Below are 18,249 nucleotides of genomic sequence, written 5' to 3' on the forward strand. Positions count from 1 at the left end.
CGTTAAGCACATGGATGTATTGACTAAAATATTTTCTCGATTTCCGCATACTGTTACATAGGCCGTCAAAAGTACCGGCCTCCGAACCATTGGCTTTTTCTGCCAGATCGCGAAAATTGTGGTTCCACCATCTATCGGCAGGCACGGCGGCGACAACACCCCGAAAGTCACTTCGGCCGCACCGCCGTCTCTACGCTAGACAACGCCGGCCACGATTCAGCCTCTCGGAATTATAGCGTCACGTGCTTGGTTCGCCACCCCCCTCCCTCAATGGGATGGCTATCGCGCGAGGGCTAGGAGAATTGTAAACTTCATGCTACATATCTCGCTACTCTGTAGTGTGAAGGTTTCAAAATGCCTACACCACATAACCCTCCCGCCGCTGTGCGGCGCGTCCTGCGCAAGCTTGGTGCAGACATCCACGATGCCCGTCGGCGTCGGCGGCTGCCAATGGCTGTCGTCGCAGAGCGCGCCTTCACGTCCCGCTCGACCCTGCAAAAGGTCGAGGCTGGGGACACCAATGTCAGCATCGGCATTTATGCAGGTGTCCTTCAGGCGCTCGGCCTGCTCGACGGTCTTGGCCAGATAGCCGACATAGGCAACGACCCGGTTGGACAAGCGCTGGCCAGCGCGGAACTGCCCAAGCACGTCCATCTCAAGCGAACAGTCGGATCATCTCGCGATGGCTGACTTCGAGGTACATATCGCCCTGGACGGACGCACGCGCCCTATCGGCCTGGCGAGGAGTAATCGCGTTCGAGGCACGGAGACTATCCTTTTTGAATACGATGGCGCGTGGCTCGCCAATCCAGACCGGTTCTCGCTTGAGCCCGCCCTTGCCCTGACCCGCGGTGCCTTCGCCCCTCCTGCCGGACTGGTGACTTTCGGCTCCATAGGAGACTCAGCGCCCGACACATGGGGGCGCCGTCTTATGCAGCGCGCCGAGCGCCGTCTTGCAGAACGCGAAGGTCGCGCCGTTCGCACCCTTGCGGAAAGCGATTACCTGCTGGGCGTCGCCGACGAGACCCGCCTGGGTGCCCTCAGATTCCGCTGGGCAGGCGAAGAGGCGTTCCAGGCGCCTATCCGCGCCGGCGTCCCCGCCCTGATCGAACTCGGGCGGCTGCTGCAGATCACCGAACGGATCCTCCGGGACGAGGAGACGGACGAGGACCTTCAACTCATCTTCGCCCCCGGCTCTTCCCTCGGCGGCGCCAGGCCGAAAGCATCGGTCATCGACCAGCACGGACACCTCTCCATCGCCAAATTTCCGAAGGAGACAGACGACTATAGCATGGAGACATGGGAGGAGATCGCGCTGCGGCTGGCCGAGCAGTCCGGCATTACCACGCCGCATCATGAGCTAATCGAGGTTGCCGGCAAGGCGGTGATGCTGTCCCGACGCTTCGATCGTTCCGACTCGATCCGCATTCCTTTCCTGTCAGCGATGGCCATGATGGGCGCCAAGGACGGTGAGCGCGGCAGCTACCCGGAGATCGTTGACGCTCTTACGCAACATGGCGCGCAGGGGAAGACCGACGCTCATGTCCTCTATCGGCGGGTCGTCTTCAACGTGCTGATTTCCAATGTCGACGACCACCTGCGCAACCATGGCTTCCTTTGGCTCGGCAAGGCGGGATGGTCTCTCTCTCCCGCCTACGACCTCAATCCTGTGCCCACCGATCTCAAGGCGCGTGTGCTGACGACGAACATCGACCTGGACGAGGGCACCTGCTCGCTCGACCTGCTTGAGGCGGCTTCGGAGTTCTTCGGCCTCACACTGCAGCAGGCCCGCGCAATCGTCAAAGAGGTCGCGACCGTGACCGCGACGTGGCGTGAAACCGCCAAGGCGGCGGGCGCCCGCTCTGCAGAGATTACACGGATGGCCAGCGCCTTCGAACACGACGATCTCAAGCGGGCGCTGGCGCTATGACCCGAACCTGCACCTACAACTTCACGCCTCCGTCATTTGACCCGTCCCCGGCGCGACCATCGCGCTGGACCTCTCCGAGATCGAAGACGCCGGCATTCGCGAAGTGCTTCAGACGATCTCTGACCCGGCACGCGCGCTATATCTCGGCACGAGCACTTCACAACTTCACAACGCGTATCAGACGTTCAGAGCAATGGCCATTTCACCTCACGCCGATTCCAGCAGTCTGAAGCCGCGCCTTGGCTACGAGACCAGCCCTTGGACTCCGTCATTCGGACTCTAGGCGCTCCATAAAAAGAGGCAGGCCCGCCCCATGAGGCCACGGGCTGAGTTTCACTTTTTAATAGAATCCCGCGAGGCTGGGCGGACTATTGGCCATTGTTCCGGCACGTCGATTATGGCGAAAGACAAGGGGCGCTCATTGTCGGCCTGGCGACAATTTCGTTCCAGGCCTAAGTGTTCCTTAAGGACGGTGTTGGCAGTTGTTCTCGATCGTCAACACCGGGAAACTCTTCACAATCCAAGCTTGGTTTTGCCGTTTTGCCAGCTGACCAATGGCTGGCCTGCCCGAGATCTTAAACTGGATACCTGTTTCGCTGATCTTAAGGGCTCAGGCTATGCCGTGATGGTCAGCGCCGCCTGAAAAGCCCGTCACCGTCAGGGAGCGGGCCGAAGAGTGGACGAGTTGTTCTCTGTTGTTATTCTGCACCAGTTCCAGGTGGTGCATTCCTCCCGCTCGTGGTCGCCGCGCGCGTCTGCACAATGCGCTTGCGAGAAACGGAGCCTAGCGTCGCCGCCGTTCCATCTTCAGTCGCTGGTCGAAACCCTGTCCACATTGGCCGTGGGTGCATTCGATCCGGGTCGAGAAATTGCGAGGCCCCGCATAAGCCGGCCGCGTCCGGGCCAGTAACGGTCGCGGACGCGCTGCTGCAATGTCGGCAGCCCGGTCACGCCGAGCATTACGACGTGCCGACCTGCACCATTCATTTACGATATTAGCTCAGACTCATAAGTGGCCATGCTTGGTTTCTTGTACATGCCTAAAGCCCCCGGTGCACTCACCGAGCGCCGGGGGTTTTTGTTACGCCCCTACGGCTGGCCTGGAGGCAGGACCCTCATCCAGCCCCAAGCGTAGCCGCTGGCTTTGCGCATAGGACAGCGCCAATGATTCCAGTCTAAATGAGCGGGTGAGTTCCCGGTCCTTCTCAAGCACGCGTACGAACCATTCTCCGCCGCCCTCGAACACTTCGATGCAAGGCAGAACCTTGCCGTTCAGCATCACGACCACGCTATCCACCACAGCCTCCCTGGAAAGCGACGGGCAACGTCGATTTCAAATAAGTCCGCCGCAATCGGTATTTCAATAAAAAGACATCCCGAGTACTTTCTGGAGGTTCAAGGCCCCAGCGATCATCTTCTGACGATCCAGTCTATCAAGCCGGATTGAAGCCGCTTACAGCCGGTAAACTCGTAAACAAGGGTCTGGGCGAGGTCGCGCCATTGACACTCCGGTGCCTTCGCTTCCAAAACCAAATTCTGAAAGACGTTGCGGAGAATGTCGGCATCGAACGCGGACACCGGGTGTTGCTCAACGTTTCTGTTCGCCTCGTCTATATTGCGCTGGCGCAACCGCTTAAGAAGGGCGCGTGATGCAGCAACTGCCCGCCTGGACTGGTCCAGATCACGACGAATTGACGCGATGTCATTTATTGAGCGGTGGCGCGAGGTCAAGGTGGCGTCGATCATCGCCCGCGCGATGTCTGTACGGGTTTCGATCATAGCTACCTCCCAATAGCTAAGATTGTAAGTACCTCTTTCTAAAGCCGATCCGCGATGCATTCAATGTCGGCTTGATACGAAGGGGCGTGTCGATTTCAAATTTATGTGTAGCTGCCTTGAATTTGGATTGGGTAGAATTGCCAATCGGGAAGCGTCTGGTGATTGTTGTCGCCGCGACCCTGCCGACGGCTCCGAACGCCCCGGCAACCGCTATCCCTAGTCCGTCGCCGAGGCCCACATTGTATCCATAAGCGTCTGGCCTGAAGCCAATCGCCCTCCGAGCAGTTGCACGATTTTCGGAGCTTTCCGCAAACTTGCTATGCCTGAGCCGATCGTTGATCTTGACGTTCGTCAGGTGGAGAACCGTTGCATCCGCGGCGCTGAGCTTGGATTTTAGGGCGCTTGGAGCTGCCCTGCGCATGCGGTGAGCGCAATCGAGAAGACAGCCCACAAGCACCATCGAACCGATCTCAATCCGATCACCTGCCCCTTTTTCCATCCGCGCGTTCAGGCGAGCGGGTTGTGGTATTCGACTGGAACCGACCCTTCGCGACGCAGGGAGGTGCCTTGGACCGAGGGCGTGCGCATCAGACGCAGCGCGACTCGCTTGTCAGCCGCTTCGAAAAGCACCTCATAGAATCTCGTCGTCGCCCGCATCACCTCGGCCGGCGTGCCGGTCGCAGGAGTCGCTAGGGGCAGGGTCCGCATCATCACGCAGTCGGGTTCAGGTTAAAGGCCTCGTAGTAAGACGCCGGCCTCTTGAACAGCCAATCCAGTGAACTAAATCATGACCGCCGGCGCCATCGGGGCCGGTATGCCGGCCGGAGAGCATCCGGCGGCCGAAGACCTTGTATCCATATTGCTCAAAGGAGGATGTGGCTATGAGAACCACTCTCGACTTTTCTCCCCTGTTCCGGTCGAGCATCGGCTTCGACCGAATGCTGAACGCGCTGGAGGCTGCGAGCCGCGTCGAAACTATCGACAACTGGCCTCCCTATGACACCGCCAAGACTGGCGAGGACGACTACCGCATCACCATGGCGGTGGCCGGTTTCTCGCAGGACGATCTGACCATCACCCAGGAGCAGAACATGCTCATGGTGTCGGGTCAAAAGGCTGGTGAGGACACCGGCCATTATCTGCATCGCGGTATGGCCGAGCGTTCTTTCCAGCGCCGCTTCGAGTTGGCCGACCATGTGAAGGTCATAGGCGCAAGCCTAGTCAATGGCCTTCTGTCGATCGATCTCAAGCTCGAGATTCCCGAGGAAATGAAGCCCCGCAAGATCAAGATTGCGGCCGGCGAGGCGCTGCCCAAGGTCGAGACGAAGCAGATCGAGACCGAGAAGCAGGCCGCCTAAAGCCGCCCCCAAAGCGCACATTGGGCACGGCGTTGGGCACTCCCCGGCGCCGGCGGGAAAACAAACGAACAAACAGAAGGAGAAGAACAATGAATGTCCGTGATCTGATTCCCTGGAACCGAGGCAACGGCAACCAGGCTCCAACTGTGTTCCGCGATAGCGAGCGCGACCCGTTCCTGTCGCTGCATCGCGAGGTGAACCGGCTGTTCGACGACGTCTTTCGCGGCTTCGGCTCGAACCTTCCCTCTTTCAACACTCCTTCCGCCTTCAGCGGCGGTTGGCCGAGCGTCGAGATTTCCGACAGTGAGAAGGAGATCAAGGTGACAGCCGAGATACCTGGCCTCGAAGAGAAGGACATCGAAGTCCTGCTCGACGACGGAGTGCTGACCTTGAAGGGCGAAAAACACTCCGAGACGGAGGACAAGGACCGGCAGTTCTCCGAGCGTTTCTATGGCCACTTCGAGCGGCGCATCCCACTCGGCTACGAGGTCAAGGACGACAAGGTCGACGCGCGCTTCAGCAATGGTGTGCTGACCGTGACCTTGCCCAAGAGCGAGAGAGCGCAGTCGCAGGTCAAGCGCATCGCCATCAAGAGCTAACCCGTGGCAGGCGCCGGCGGCGGGCAGCTGGCCGCCGCCGGCAGCGTCCTTCAGGCAGGCAGGGATGAACACCAGACAGGTCGACAGACCGAACCAGGTTATAACCCACAGGGGTGGCCGTCGAACGACAACCTGCACAAGCCTTTCGATGAAGCGCTCGCTCTTCCCGGACGATGCGGTCGCGCGCATTGCGCATTGTCGTGGGAAAGCGGAGACGGGACAGTAGGCAGTCGCCACGCCGATCAGCCATTGGCCGTCGCACTGAGACCGAGGCTCTCGTGCCTGAACCATCCCCGTCGGCGGCAACCTCGCATTCGAGCGCGAGCAGCGCGCCTCCGCGTCTCAGCCGACGGCAGCGCTCTCATCGAGGCAGCGAGAGTCGAAATGGGCATGGGCACGGCGACGGTGCAGATCCAGCATGCCGCCAAGCGCCCAAGCCTATGGATCGACAAGGTCTCGTTCGAATACCGGCAGTATCATTGCCGCGGTACAGCCCGCCGTCGAAAAGCTGCATCGCCGATTGCCCGCCAGCGCGATCTTTACGGAGTTGGCGAGAGCGAAGCTGGCGAGACCTACGCAGGGTTGTCCGAGCTCGATCGCTATCTCGAGCCTGACGAGAGGATTTAGGCATTCGTGTCGTTCCTATCCGTAGGCGGGAACGAGCCGGGTATCTCGCACCGGAAGCTCCATGTCGAACTGCAACCCATCGGGGTCGTAGACTAAATTGATCTTCGCCTGGCACTGCACAGCGACAACTTTTTCCAGCAGTACCGTGCCAAAGCCCTTTCGCTTTGGTTCTTGCACTGTAGGTCCATCCCTTTCTCGCCAATGCAACGCAACGACCCGGTGATCGCTGGCCCGTTCGATCGACCAACTTACCTCAACCCGCCCGTTCGGCCGGGACAAAGCTCCGTACTTGGAGGAATTGGAGGCGAGCTCGTGAAATGCCATGCCTACAGGAATGGCAATGTCGGCGACCAGCGCTACATCGGGCCCCTCAAGCACGACCCGTGAAGAGCCGCTCGTGTCGTAATGGCGAAGTTCTCCCTCAAGAAGCTGGCGCAAAGACGCGGTCTGCCAGTAGTCGTCAGTCAGAATGGAATGTGTGTCCGCGAGGGAGACAATTCGTGCCGAAAAGTCGCGGACAAAGTCTTCCACCCGCCCGCTCGTTCGCGCTGTGGCGCTCATCATGGCGCGAACGTTGGCAAGAGTGTTCTTTACCCTATGATGGAGTTCCCGGATCAACAATTTCTGGCGATCAGCCACTTCTTGCTTCTGTTCGATGTACGACTTGACTTCTAACTGGCGGCTGCGGGCACGCAGTGCCGAGCGGACCGAGTTGACCAAGCTCGAGGCCAGGAACGGCCGTTCAAGGACGATCAAGTGCCGGTCGAGAAAATTTAGCCGCTTGTCGAACTCCGTCTCCCGCATCACCAGCAATACGATCGGATAGTCCGACCAAGCCGGCTGCATGTCGAGCCAGGCTGCCAACGCAGTACGATCAGCGTGAAGCAAAGCTTCCTCGGTGACGACGAGACATCTGGCAGTCTCGAGTGCTGCCACCACCTCATCAAGGGTTTTGCAGATATGTGTAGAGATCCCGCTTTCGGCGAGAATGGAGGCCGCTAGCTTGGCATCTCGCCCGAGCGGAGCAAGGATTAGCACGTCTCCCTCACGGGCGTTCATGCCCGGTCCTTGTCGTCCAGAAGTTCCGAGGATTTTCCCTCGAAAAGTGGCACGCCCGTCAAAATTCCCCGGAACTCTGCCAGTGGCTCTCCCACAGCAAGACCTTGGTTACCGATCCTGAATTCCCGGATGGTGTCCTCATGCGGCCCGACCCGTTTCTTGACAACAGAGATCGCGCGTCGGAGCCGACCGCCGCTCTCAAAGAACCTAAGCAGCATAACCGCATCGCAGAGGTAAGTGATGTCAATCGGGACGGACATGTTGCCAATGAGCCCGTGATTGGCAAGCAGCAGAATGGTCACAACGCCTTTGTGATTGAGGTAAGTCAAAATTTCATGCATTTGCAGGACAAGATACTGTTGTTCCGCTAGGGCGTTTAAGTATCCGGTGAGGCTATCGATGACAACAATGCGCACGTCGGACAATTCGACGGCCTTTTGAATCAGGGTTGATAGTTCGCCCGGCGACAAATCGGCTGGATCAATCTGTTCGAGGAGAAGCGCCCCTTGGTCAACAAACTTCTGCAGATCCAATCCAACACCGGCAGCACGCGTCAGAAAGATCCGTTTGGTTTCGTCGAATAGGAGCACCAGCACGCGCTCACCCCGCAACAACGCAGCATGGCCATAGGATGAGGCGATAGTGGATTTCCCAACACCAGAGGGGCCAATCAACAGGGTGCTGGTACCCCTAGCGAGCCCGCCTCCCATGAGTGCGTCCACAGAACTGTCGCTGAGGGCTGGGGGACCGTGCAATCCTTCTTCGTGTTCGGCCGCGACAAGCCGCGGAAACACAATCACTCCGCCGGGGCGGATGACAAAATCATGGAACCCACCTCGGATCTCGACACCGCGCATCTTGATGACCCGCAGACGGCGGCGCTCACTGCCATAGATTGGCGATAGCTGCTCCATGCGGATCACGCCGTGGCTAATGGAATGTAGATTGAAGTCGTCATGCTCCGCGGTGAGATCATCTAGAAGCAGGACCGTCGCGTCGTTGAGCAAGAAAAAGCTTTTCAAGGCCAGAACCTGCCGCCTATACCGCAAAGAACCTTGCGAAAGAAGGCGAATCTCCGAAAGAGAGTCGAAAACAACTCTACCAGGCTTCAGCGTTTCTATCTCCGCCAGCGCGGATCGAACGGTTTCGCCGAGTTCCAGGTCGGAAGAGTGCACCAGCGTCTGCAACTGTGATGGATCGAGGCTCAATTCCGGAGGCACAAGTTCAAGGATTACGATGCCGTCGAGGGTCCAGCCGTGACGAGTTGCGACCGCAAGCAACTCACGTTTGCTCTCAGAAAGGGTGATGTAGAGGCAGGTTTCGCCTGCCGCGACGCCTTCGATCAAGAACTGCAGGCCGAGCGTCGTCTTGCCTGAGCCTGGACGTCCTTCGATTAGATGCGATCTGTATCTGGCATATCCCCCGCGCAGGACATAGTCCAATCCTGGTACGCCAGTCGGTGTCGGTGCCGCATCATCCTGGTCCAAGTGGCCCCCTTTGTGGTCTGGTGGACCGCCAACAACGGCCGGTTTTCTTAAAGGTTCCTATGAGGCAATCCTGCGCCCGACGGGCGCTGCGAGTTGTCGTAAAGCCGCTCATCGGTAGACCATCTCGGACGTCACTTAACGAGGTCGCCTGGTGTTTTGCCCGGTCAACAGGGCCGACATTATTCAATAAACTCAAAGCGTCGCGGTCGCATTAGCTCCCGGGGTTCAATCGGTTGCTATTGAACGAGCAACAAGCCGCCGCCAAAGCATCCTGGCATTGCCTAGACCGGCAGGTTTCCGATCCTGCCCTACCCGAACGAGCCTGCGAGTGGTAAAGAAGCAGACGCGCCCCAGGATGCAGAATGCAGAGGCAGTCGTGCGCCTCCCAAAGGTGCGACCGCGACGGCGCGTCCTCGCTATTGCCAGGATCGCTCTACTTGCGACGACGACATCGAAGGAGGCGCTGCCCTAAACCAGCGCCCCTTGCCTGCCCCGGAGTACCCTTCCCCCGAACGGGCCAAATACCCAGTGAAGGCTTTTTTGGGGACTTGCGTTGCGCCTAGCTCCCTCGTGCGCTTGGTCGTTGCACATATCTTCCCAAAAACAGCTCGGCGTGATTCCCCCACTGAGCTTTAAGTAGGGTTGGTGTCTTTGACCGATTGCCTGAAGGCTGGACGAACGAACCTAACGCGAAGGCCGATACGTGACTGTCAACTTTACCTTTGCCTATGAAGGTAAATCTCGAAGATGGGCGGAAAGCTATGCGAGCTCTAAATCGCCGAAGCTCACAACAGCCAGTCAGCGGCTAATCCTTGCGCAAAAGGCCCATCGCGGTAAGCGACAGGCTCTATTGGGCTCAGAGGACTAGAACTTGTAGGCGAAGCCTAAGCGAACCTCGCTGGTAGTCAGATCAACAACCCCCGCCGGCAATGCTTCCTTGCCGAAGTCAGTATAGCGATACTCGGCGCGCAGCAGCAGATTGGCCGTCATGGCATAATCCAAGCCCGCGCCTATCGTCCATCCCGTGAATGTATCTCCGAAAGAACTTACGCCGGTGTTACTGCTGATGCCGATGTCTCCAAATGCAACGCCACCCGCGATGTAGGGAAGAAAGCGATCGGCGGCATATCCCAGGCGAAGTCTTGCCGCCCCACTCCAGTTGAGCTCCTCAGTCCCGACGCCGCCCGGAAATGGCAGACCAGGAGCGGCAAATATTTGGCCGCTGCCATCGACATTGGCGGACACGAAGTCCAGTTCCGCACCAATCACGACGTCGTTTGACATCTGATAGTTATAACCAGCGAAGACACCCCCAAGGAACCCGTCAGGGTCTGACTCAATAAACCCCGGTCCATTATTTTGGTGTATGTTGCCATCACTCCAAGCATATCCTGCTTGGACGCCGACATACCCGCCTGTCCAAATAAAAACGGGCGCGGCTTCTCCGACGATGGCGTCGGCAGCAAACGCCGAGGACGCCAGCAGAGACAGCGACAGACCAAGAAGCAGCTTTTTCATAGTGGCCCCCATAACCTGTCCGTTGGTAGCAGAGCTTCCCGGCGCGTGCAGTTGTATTTCCGCCACATTTGACCTGATTCGGGTGCTAGCGCGGTGCGGCTCAGAAAGGGGAGTGGGTTAGCCCAATGGAATACCATCGGTCCGGATGAGAGGGCGTCAAAGGACGGTTGTTCAAACATCACGGAGATCCGTCGGCCTCGGCCGACAAGCGAAGGATCGCACCAACGCGCCCGTGGTGCTGTCGGCGTACTTTTCCTAAATGGCCTCCATTACTGGCGCCGGTCTCGCCGCGGGAGATGACCGGTAGTGGGCGGCCGCCACCATCCCCAACCAGGCACGAGTCCCAGGAACCCCGCCATGTTGGCCGAGAGCTCCTCGCGGATGTTGATCGGATAAGTCCAGGCTTGGCGCGTGGTTTTAAAGTGAGAAGCTGTTTGCCCATCTGTTCGACCTCGGCGGATGAGCGAACTTGAATCCGCATCATTGATCGGGGCGGCCATGGCACGGCGCACCGCGCGTGCTCATTCGGCGATAAGGTCGATCGGCGCTTTGCTTTCCCGGCTTGCCGATGGCGGCCTCGTCAAGCTCCGCCTCTGCTAAGGGGCGCTGCACCCGGCCCTTCTAAAGGCTGTCCGTCGAAGCCCTGTAGCCAGGCCTCGGCATGCTCGTGCCAATACTCAGGCACGGCGCGTTCCTTGCCATCCTTGCGCGCCTGCTGGCCATACATCCAGGCGTAGGCACAGGTGATGCGCTCCTGATCATTCTTTGCGACGACCATCTTACTCATTCCTCGCGAAAGTTCTGCAATGTAGCGTGATGATGCCGGGCTTGACCCATTGCGTTGCCGGCCGCTTCATGCCCTTGGGCGCCGGTCGCACATGCTCCTGGACGCGTTTCCACAGCCGTTCTCGGATTGCTCGGCTGGAATTGGTGAAGGTAGAACCGACACACTGGCCGGTCTTCCGATCGGCCATCAAAGCGAAGGCTGGCTTGCCCGGCTCACGTTCGACGCCAAGTAACTCGTATTCAGCCACCGTATGGCATTTTGCTTTCACCCAGTTCATCGATGGGCCGCTCCGGTATATACGGTCATTGCGCTTCGACACCATGCCCTCCAGCCCGGGCTGCTCGACAAGGTGGAAAATGCAGCATCGCCGGGCAAAGGCTGATAGAAGTGGATCCTGGTGTGCGGCGGGATCAAGTCGGCCAGGATGTCGCGACAGTCTTCCAGCGCCACATCCCGAAGGTCATGGCCGTTGAGGTGCAGCAGATCAAAGGCTACGAAATAGAGGTCATGCTGCCGGCTGGTGATGGCATTGCGCAGCGGGCCGAAGTCCGAGATCCGAGCCTCGTTCAGCACGATGATCTCGCCGTTTAAGGTGGCGTTTTCGACATTGAGGTCGCCGGCTGCCTTGGCGAGGTCTCGGTATCTGGCCGTGCAGTCGAGTCCGCGCCGCGTGAAAATCCGCACGCCGCCCTCATCCTTGGTGAACTGAGATCGATAGCCGTCACACTTGACTTCGCGAATCCATTCTTCGCCCTCGGGAGGCTTCTCAACCAGGATCGGCATCAGCCGCTTACTGAACCTTCAAACCCATACACAGCACTCACGAACCGCAGTTCAATCAGTTTTGGCTAAAATGGTTGCGGAACCTTTACCAGGGGGGGATGTTACAGCCCGCATGACAAAGCTGTCCGAGCTTGGTCCGCCTATTCCCGGCAAGTTGCACAGCGCCCAGCATATTGAAGAGCATCTGCACTTCTACAACTGCACGTCCCTGTGGCCAAAGGGTTGATCAGCGCGATCTGCGCCAAGTCTTCTGGCATGAGCGGCGCGTTCATGAGCCGCTGGAGCCGGAGCCTGGAGGCGAAGGTGATCGCATTTCCAAAGCGGAAATAACAAAGCCCCACCAGCGGGTGGCCAGGCGACGAAGGCTTGTCGCACTGTTTGATGGAGACGTGAGGCAAACCCCGACATTGGCCAGTGCAGGCCCCCGACCGTGCTCTTAAGAATGGTGGAATGCGTGCCTGTGGATAGCAGCGGCTCATTCACCATATGCCGGCAACCCCATTGTAGGCGCCGCTGATGGGCATAGCGTGGAGAAGCGCCGTTCCAAGCGCATCCCTCCGCGCCGGCGTGCCTCCAAGCTCAGCTGACGTTGCCTATAGACGACCGGGGGGCTTTACGCCGCCGCCCGCTTGCCCGGTCGTCTGCCCCTCTTTTGCGCATCTTCGTTCGCGGCTACAGCCCGCCCGCTCCATGATGAACGATGGCGTCGAGCACTGTTTCGTAAACGCTGCCGGTCTCCTCCTCAATTTCGGTGCTACTGATCCCGATCGCCTTCGCGTCGGCGAAAGGCTTTTCAATCGCCTCCGCAACCGTAATCACGTCTGAACTGGCGAGGCCTGACAGATTGCTGCTTAGCCACCTGTCGAGGAAGTTGACGCCGCGAGTGCTCATCGGGGCATAAGCCGCCGAGAGATGTTACGTTCCGCTCATTGATGCAGCCGCCAAAGAGCGGCCTTTGCGGAATTTCAGGCTCCAGTAACTTTCGAGCCGCCGCTATCACGGCGAACGATGTTGCGAAGGTGGTCCTTGATGGAATCCATGCTTCAGCTGCCTGTTAGCGGCGAAAGCATGATGTTCACTTCCATACGTCCGCTACCGGTAATTCTCGCCGGCGACGGACACCCACGCCTTTAACGTCAATAGCGGAGGCTATTAGCATGGACTAATCTTCTGATAGATCGCAAGATGCCCTCCATTGAGGGGAACCGGTGAGTTGGCGTTGTGATTTTGGTCGTAGAGGATGAGCCGCTGATCCTAATGGATATCGAATCCGGGTTAGAGGACGCTGGGTTCGAGGTCGTTCGTGCGAAAAACGCGGAAATTGCGATCGAGGTGTTTGACACAGACCCGTCGAATATCCGCGCCCTGGTCACTGACGTTCGTCTCGGGAACGGAAAATCTGGATGGGAACTCGCCAGATATTTCCGCCACGCCTCACCAGCAATGCCAGTTGTCTACGTCAGCGGTGACAGTGCCCCCCATTGGGCTGAACAGGGCGTCCCAAACAGCGTCATGATTTCAAAGCCATTTGCCGTCGTGCAGATTGTAACGGCACTAGCCACACTCCTTAACCAGCAGATGCCGCGCGACCCAGGCACGCCCACCTAAGTGCAATGTCACTGGTGCAGTAAAAGAGCCCGCTGGCGAGAGCTTGCGGGCTTTGAACACATTCCACTTATATCAAGGGACCGGTGGCGGCGGCGGGACTATCGACGCCCCCGACCGGGCAGTCACGGACGACAGTCGCTCGCGTTTGATCAGCCCTGGGGGCTCCTCGCCTTATCCGCGGCGGCGAAACTGCGCCGAGCTAGCGAGCCTTGTCAGCCGCCTGCGATCAAAGGAGAGAGCGCAAACCGGCCGCGTCTATTCACGGCAGCGGCGGCGTCTGTAGACAGAATCAAGGCAATTGCCGGACCTTGGTGACCAATGCGGAGAATAGAATGCCATTCGGCGCCATGGAAATTGTGCCGAGATGAAAACAGCATAAAGAAAGCCCGCCGCTCCCGCGACGGGCCTTCCATAGGGCGTGGCACATCCCGTCGGAATCGACCACTGTATGGTTAACCTCCTCCCTCGAGTAGTGTTTCGGGCACGAAAAAGCCCGCTGGCTGGAGCCAGCGGGCAGGGTCACTTGGGAAGGCCGCAGGAGTTGGTGCGGCCCGCTCCCGAACCTTGATTTGCTGCGAACCGATATTAACCTATCTGGATTTTGAGACATGCGACAGAACGCGAAGAAGTGGACATGTTCCCCCACTAACCTTCCCTTTCCAACGATCTGCCTGAACGGCGAGTGGATCGCCTTGCTTGCTGGATCGCTCAAGTCCGCATCTTTTTCCGCTTTGAGCGACGAGTTCGTTTTGCTGAAGGGTCACGTACTCTCGACGCGCGAGTGCCCTCCTTAATCGGGAGCACGTGACATTATCGGAAGGCGAAATGCAAAAGATTGTAGCTGCTGTTGGGATATCGCCTGCTGCATCCGCGCCGCGTGACTTGGGCTAAGGAACAATTTCCCGCCCGCGCGAGTTGCTAACGCAGTAGGTTACACATCACGATAAGGCGGCCATTCTCATGCAAAAGATGGACGACACCAAAAAGCTGGTTAACCGCTTGGATGAAACGCAACGCCGCATTAAGGAAACTCAGGAGATTATCGAGCAAAACCAGCGGCTTATAAAGCGATCTCGTAAAATCCTTTCAAGTGCAGCCCAGAATTTCGGCGATGCTCGGCAGGGCTAACTATCTCACTTCGGAAAGCACACCTGGCGGTTAGTCGGGTCATTTCTGTCGGAGTTTGATTGCGCTCCCGACCTCGACAACGCTACCTCACACCAGCATCTACCTATATTGCCGCCGGTTGCTCGATGAGCAGCGCGTCCGCGGCACGGCCCCAGCGGAAGATGCAGCACTGTCGCCACGACGCAGAACCGAGGTCATTGCGACTTGAGACCCGTGCTGCCGTGCTTCAAGACCCAGGGGGCCTTCAAACGAGCAATGGCGCGGTGCTCGTCGTTGAACGATCATAGCTATGCAATGGAGCCGCCAAGATCGCGCTATCATCGCGACGCGGGGCGCGATCACGCTGCGGGGCGGGCAAACAGTCCACCCCCGTTTTTGTTGGCCTCAAAGGCTAAATTTAGCCGCCCATCTTTTTCGCCATAGCGCAGAAATCCGCATGCGCCTTGTTAAGCGTAGTATCGCCGCAGTCTTTCAGTACCGCCTTCTGTTCATCGGGCTTCATGGACATCCAAGCGGTTTTGAAATCCGCCTCCGACCTCAACGTTTTCATGCCTGCATCGGTGAAGATCGGCGACATCTTCGCCGGATCGTCGAGAGCGGATGTGTTGTTAGCGGCAAGTGCTGAACCACTCATCATGGCAAGCGTCAGCACGCCCATTGTGAGCATCTTGATGTTCATTTGATCCTCCGTGTGGTCGTTGAAGTGACCATAAGACAAACGTGCATTTTCCAACTGGGTTCCAGCGCATAGCCGTTGAAAAACTAGGATGATAGGCTGCTCGGCGATAGAAATTAGCAACTTCAAACATTGTTACGCACATCCGCGATCACCACGAAGCGTCCGCAGGCGCTATCGGCCGTGTTCAGCAGGGCTCCACCAACCTTCCCAAAACGTACTTCGGTCGCTCCGTTTCAGTGGGCCAGATCATAGCTGTCTCCGACTGGAGTGATACGCCGTCTCGTTTTCGTTGCCTCACTCATCCATCAGCTCTCGTGTCGCTTGAGCGACCTTGGCGACTGGGGCAATGGACGCTGTAGACCGGCCGGGTTGCCGGGCTTGCACAGATCTGGCGCAACACACTGCAAGGGAACGGCGGCTAGACGATGCGGTGAAGCACCCCCAAGGCCCCATCATTCCCGTTCGCTCCGTGGGAAGTGAGGGCGTGAGCAAAGGCGGCCGCCTAGAATACACCGCCAATGCCGATGCCCCCGGAAATGTCGGGTGGGGGAGCCGCGGGACGTCTCGGCGCGGCTGGCGAGCGTTTTGCAGTCATCCCCCTGGGGGTGTTGCGCGACGGGGCGGCATCCGACGCCACTTTAGCCGGCTTGGCCTTGACGATGACCGGTTGCTTGCAGATTCTGCCTGAGCGCAGAAAGAGATCGCCGAGCAGTCCGACGCTCGGCTCAGTCGTTGCTGCGACCTGCTTGGTGTTTTTGTAGTAGTCAGTGAGAGCACGAATTGAGCCCGTGCCCCAATCCCCATCAACCTGCATCCGGTAGCAGCCCAGGCGACGAAGTTCCGTCTGAATGTTGCGTGCAAGATCGGCCGTCTTGTCCTTGTCCCCCACGCCCGCGGACGCGCCGATTATAAGGGTTTCGAGACCGGAGACGACACTTTGGCGAGCGTCTTCAACCCCTTCAGCGGGCGACAAATTGGCAACCTGAGTGCCAACAGGCTGCGCCAAACTGGATGACGGTGCGGGAATCTCGACCGACCGCAACGTCTGTCCAACGATGACCACGGCTGTTTGCAGGTCATTTGAGGCAAGTTCGACCTGCAACCTCTTCTTTGCTGTGGGGTCTGCCAGGATGCGTGAAAGGCTTGCGCTCAACTGTCCCGGATCGAGCACCTGTTGCTCGGTGAAATAGAACTGCTCGCGCAGGTTGGATTGATCCCAAGGCACTTGACGGCCGACCGTCAGCGCCTCAGTTTCGTTGCGCACACGGATCATCATGTCCGAAATGCTGAGCCCGGGGATCTCGACATTCTTCAGCAGTGCGGTGGTGAACGGGCTGTTTTCGCCGCCGCCATCTGCCGTGACATTTCCAGGCTGAGTGGCAAAGGCAACGAATGTATTTTCACCGACTTCAACTTGCGCCAGACCATTGCTCGCGCCGCTGCCAGAACCGAGCGGATTGTTGCGGCAGGCGTCCAGGAATATGAATGTCTGGCGGTCGCGTCGCGCGAACCGCGCGATCACATCATTTAGCTTGATGGCGCTGCCCGTCAGTTTTTCCAGGCTTTCAGGATCGGGCGTATCAACCGAGAGCAGGTAGTTTTCGCCATTCAGTTGGACGCCGTGACCGGCATAGAAAATCAAAACGGCACTGGCGCTCGGTAACCGCGCTTCAGCGTCTTGCAGGAGTTTGGCAAAACCTTGGGTCGAAAGATCGGTCCCAGTCAGGACTTCAAAATTCAGCCGCTTCAAGCTCCCTGAAAGCCTTATGGCATCGTTTGTTGCATTGGGGAGATGCTCAAGCCGGGTGCTTTGATAGTTCGAATTGCCAATGACGATCGCCAGCCGGTTGCGTGGTTGCGGCGACGCGGTCTGTTCGACCGCCGCGCGAGCGCCGGCCGAGCCAAGGAGCATCAGAAGCAGAAGCAGCGGGATACGAAACAAGAGTCTGAGGCGATGGGTCATGTCAGCATGCTCGGTCCGGCCTGCGTCAATGTTGATCTCGCAGCCTTCCAAACAGCGCACCACGACGCAAAACGCAATCCTGCCCGAGCGTCTGGACCTGCGCCCCCAAAGGCCAGCAGATTTTTATACCAAGAATCGTATCAAAGATAGGTGAAAGGGATTTGTATGCGCTCAGTCGCTGGATTGTGGAGGACAAAATGCCAACCAAGATCAACCTTGCGCTGCCGGTTTATGGAGCCGCTTACAAAAGCGTGTTCGTCCGCAGCCTGTTCGCAGCCCTGACCCACAAGAGCCTGTCCAGCTACGCCTTCACGCTGTCCGAAATCGAGTACACGGATATCCCATTTTCCCGGAACTATTTGCTGACCAATTTCTACTACAACAAACCGGATTGCAGCCACATCCTGATGATCGACAGCGATATGGGCTTTTCGCCTGATCTTATCGCCGCGATGCTGGCGCTTGAGAAGCCGGTGGTCGGCACTTTGTATCCTCGGCGCCTGATCGATCTCCGCAGACTTCACTCGCTGTCGAAACTGCCCTTCGAAAAGGCCTTTGCACGGAGTCTGGAGTTCGTCGGAACCATCATCGAACCCCGCCAGGAGATGAGCGGCTTCGTCCGGGTGTCGCTATGCGGCACGGGCGTCTTTTTGGTGTCCCGCGACTGCGTCACCGAGATAATCGAGAAACTTCCGGAAACGGTGAACCGGTCTCGCTACAAAAACAACAAATACACCGCTCAGTTCGACAGCTTTCTGACGCCGTTTTCAAAGATCGTGACGCCCGATGTGGATTTGCCGACCGATTTTTCTTTCTGCCACCGCTGGGCGCAGCAATGTGGCGGCGAAATATGGGCGAGCTTTGACCGCAAGGTCGCCCATGCAGGAGATATGACCGTTTCGGCAGCCTATTCTGAGCTGTAACAGTCTCCTCTGACGTTGATG

Annotated in this window: 20 protein-coding genes; 8 read left to right on the top strand and 12 right to left on the bottom strand. The window is 58.3% G+C overall.

The features are described 5' to 3' along the window. The first annotated feature begins 354 nt into the window (after positions 1-354). Together FJ950_RS27195 and FJ950_RS27200 are read left to right on the top strand one after the other, a co-directional pair. The gene (locus FJ950_RS27195; protein ID WP_010185539.1) at positions 355-690 is read left to right on the top strand and encodes a helix-turn-helix transcriptional regulator; all 336 of its coding nucleotides are present in this window, start codon (positions 355-357) and stop codon (positions 688-690) included. After that, entirely contained in the window at positions 683-1,930 is a 1,248-nt protein-coding gene (locus tag FJ950_RS27200) for a HipA domain-containing protein (RefSeq protein WP_140619997.1), read from the top strand. The genes FJ950_RS27195 and FJ950_RS27200 overlap by 8 nt, the downstream gene beginning before the upstream one ends. A gap of 1,081 nt (positions 1,931-3,011) precedes the next feature. Here FJ950_RS27200 and FJ950_RS27205 read toward each other — a convergent pair. The 3 genes from FJ950_RS27205 to FJ950_RS27215 all read right to left on the bottom strand — a co-directional run bounded on the left by FJ950_RS27205 (position 3,012) and on the right by FJ950_RS27215 (position 4,208). Beyond that, a complete protein-coding gene (locus tag FJ950_RS27205) occupies positions 3,012-3,227 on the bottom strand; it encodes a hypothetical protein (RefSeq protein WP_246681044.1) in 216 nt (71 codons plus the stop codon). A gap of 113 nt (positions 3,228-3,340) precedes the next feature. Beyond that, a complete protein-coding gene (locus tag FJ950_RS27210) occupies positions 3,341-3,709 on the bottom strand; it encodes a hypothetical protein (RefSeq protein ID WP_140619999.1) in 369 nt (122 codons plus the stop codon). Between the two features lie 16 nt (positions 3,710-3,725). Continuing rightward, entirely contained in the window at positions 3,726-4,208 is a 483-nt protein-coding gene (locus FJ950_RS27215; RefSeq protein ID WP_140620000.1) for a hypothetical protein, read from the bottom strand. 382 nt (positions 4,209-4,590) lie between these two features. Between FJ950_RS27215 and FJ950_RS27220 the strand changes: the two genes are divergently transcribed. The 3 genes from FJ950_RS27220 to FJ950_RS29630 all read left to right on the top strand — a co-directional run bounded on the left by FJ950_RS27220 (position 4,591) and on the right by FJ950_RS29630 (position 6,293). Then, on the top strand, positions 4,591-5,067 hold the full coding sequence (locus tag FJ950_RS27220) for an Hsp20 family protein (protein ID WP_140620002.1): 477 nt from the start codon (positions 4,591-4,593) through the stop codon (positions 5,065-5,067). Positions 5,068-5,156: 89 nt separating this feature from the next. After that, on the top strand, positions 5,157-5,666 hold the full coding sequence (locus FJ950_RS27225; RefSeq protein WP_140620004.1) for an Hsp20/alpha crystallin family protein: 510 nt from the start codon (positions 5,157-5,159) through the stop codon (positions 5,664-5,666). Positions 5,667-6,050: 384 nt separating this feature from the next. Continuing rightward, positions 6,051-6,293, top strand: a complete 243-nt coding sequence (locus FJ950_RS29630; protein ID WP_181171461.1) for a hypothetical protein — start codon at positions 6,051-6,053, stop codon at positions 6,291-6,293. A 15-nt stretch (positions 6,294-6,308) separates the two neighbouring features. Here FJ950_RS29630 and FJ950_RS27235 read toward each other — a convergent pair whose 3' ends face one another. From FJ950_RS27235 to FJ950_RS27260, 7 genes are all read right to left on the bottom strand, one after another. Then, positions 6,309-7,352, bottom strand: coding sequence for a sensor histidine kinase (locus FJ950_RS27235; protein WP_140620006.1), 1,044 nt, complete (start codon positions 7,350-7,352; stop codon positions 6,309-6,311). Next, complete coding sequence (locus tag FJ950_RS27240) at positions 7,349-8,839, bottom strand: ATPase domain-containing protein (RefSeq protein WP_140620008.1); 1,491 nt, start codon at positions 8,837-8,839, stop codon at positions 7,349-7,351. Before FJ950_RS27240 ends, FJ950_RS27235 begins: the two co-directional genes overlap by 4 nt. 864 nt (positions 8,840-9,703) lie before the next feature. Beyond that, the gene (locus tag FJ950_RS27245) at positions 9,704-10,357 is read right to left on the bottom strand and encodes an outer membrane protein (RefSeq protein WP_140620010.1); all 654 of its coding nucleotides are present in this window, start codon (positions 10,355-10,357) and stop codon (positions 9,704-9,706) included. Positions 10,358-10,937: 580 nt separating this feature from the next. Next, a complete protein-coding gene (locus FJ950_RS27250) occupies positions 10,938-11,135 on the bottom strand; it encodes a hypothetical protein (RefSeq protein ID WP_140824493.1) in 198 nt (65 codons plus the stop codon). Position 11,136: 1 nt separating this feature from the next. Continuing rightward, a complete protein-coding gene (locus FJ950_RS29950) occupies positions 11,137-11,421 on the bottom strand; it encodes a hypothetical protein (RefSeq protein WP_246681042.1) in 285 nt (94 codons plus the stop codon). Next, a complete protein-coding gene (locus tag FJ950_RS29955) occupies positions 11,418-11,927 on the bottom strand; it encodes a hypothetical protein (RefSeq protein ID WP_246681384.1) in 510 nt (169 codons plus the stop codon). The genes FJ950_RS29950 and FJ950_RS29955 overlap by 4 nt, the downstream gene beginning before the upstream one ends. 672 nt (positions 11,928-12,599) lie before the next feature. Beyond that, positions 12,600-12,818, bottom strand: coding sequence for a DUF768 domain-containing protein (locus FJ950_RS27260; protein WP_140620012.1), 219 nt, complete (start codon positions 12,816-12,818; stop codon positions 12,600-12,602). Positions 12,819-13,148: 330 nt separating this feature from the next. Here FJ950_RS27260 and FJ950_RS27265 point away from each other — a divergent pair, with 330 nt between their 5' ends. Together FJ950_RS27265 and FJ950_RS29635 are read left to right on the top strand one after the other, a co-directional pair. Next, positions 13,149-13,535 (top strand): response regulator, encoded by a 387-nt coding sequence (locus FJ950_RS27265; RefSeq protein ID WP_224720258.1) that lies wholly within the window; start codon positions 13,149-13,151, stop codon positions 13,533-13,535. Between the two features lie 960 nt (positions 13,536-14,495). After that, the gene (locus FJ950_RS29635) at positions 14,496-14,663 is read left to right on the top strand and encodes a hypothetical protein (protein WP_181166506.1); all 168 of its coding nucleotides are present in this window, start codon (positions 14,496-14,498) and stop codon (positions 14,661-14,663) included. Positions 14,664-15,060: 397 nt separating this feature from the next. Here FJ950_RS29635 and FJ950_RS27270 read toward each other — a convergent pair whose 3' ends face one another. Both FJ950_RS27270 and FJ950_RS27275 read right to left on the bottom strand, forming a co-directional pair. Further along, positions 15,061-15,342: a hypothetical protein gene (locus FJ950_RS27270; protein WP_140620015.1), complete on the bottom strand. Its 282-nt coding sequence runs from the start codon at positions 15,340-15,342 to the stop codon at positions 15,061-15,063. A 502-nt stretch (positions 15,343-15,844) separates the two neighbouring features. Beyond that, the gene (locus FJ950_RS27275) at positions 15,845-17,305 is read right to left on the bottom strand and encodes a caspase family protein (RefSeq protein WP_140620017.1); all 1,461 of its coding nucleotides are present in this window, start codon (positions 17,303-17,305) and stop codon (positions 15,845-15,847) included. A gap of 197 nt (positions 17,306-17,502) precedes the next feature. On the opposite strand from FJ950_RS27275, the gene FJ950_RS27280 reads away from it, so the two are divergent. Further along, positions 17,503-18,228, top strand: a complete 726-nt coding sequence (locus tag FJ950_RS27280) for a hypothetical protein (RefSeq protein ID WP_140620019.1) — start codon at positions 17,503-17,505, stop codon at positions 18,226-18,228. The last annotated feature ends 21 nt before the right edge of the window (positions 18,229-18,249 follow it).

Source organism: Mesorhizobium sp. B2-3-14, from assembly GCF_006442175.1.
Lineage (GTDB): Bacteria > Pseudomonadota > Alphaproteobacteria > Rhizobiales > Rhizobiaceae > Mesorhizobium > Mesorhizobium australicum.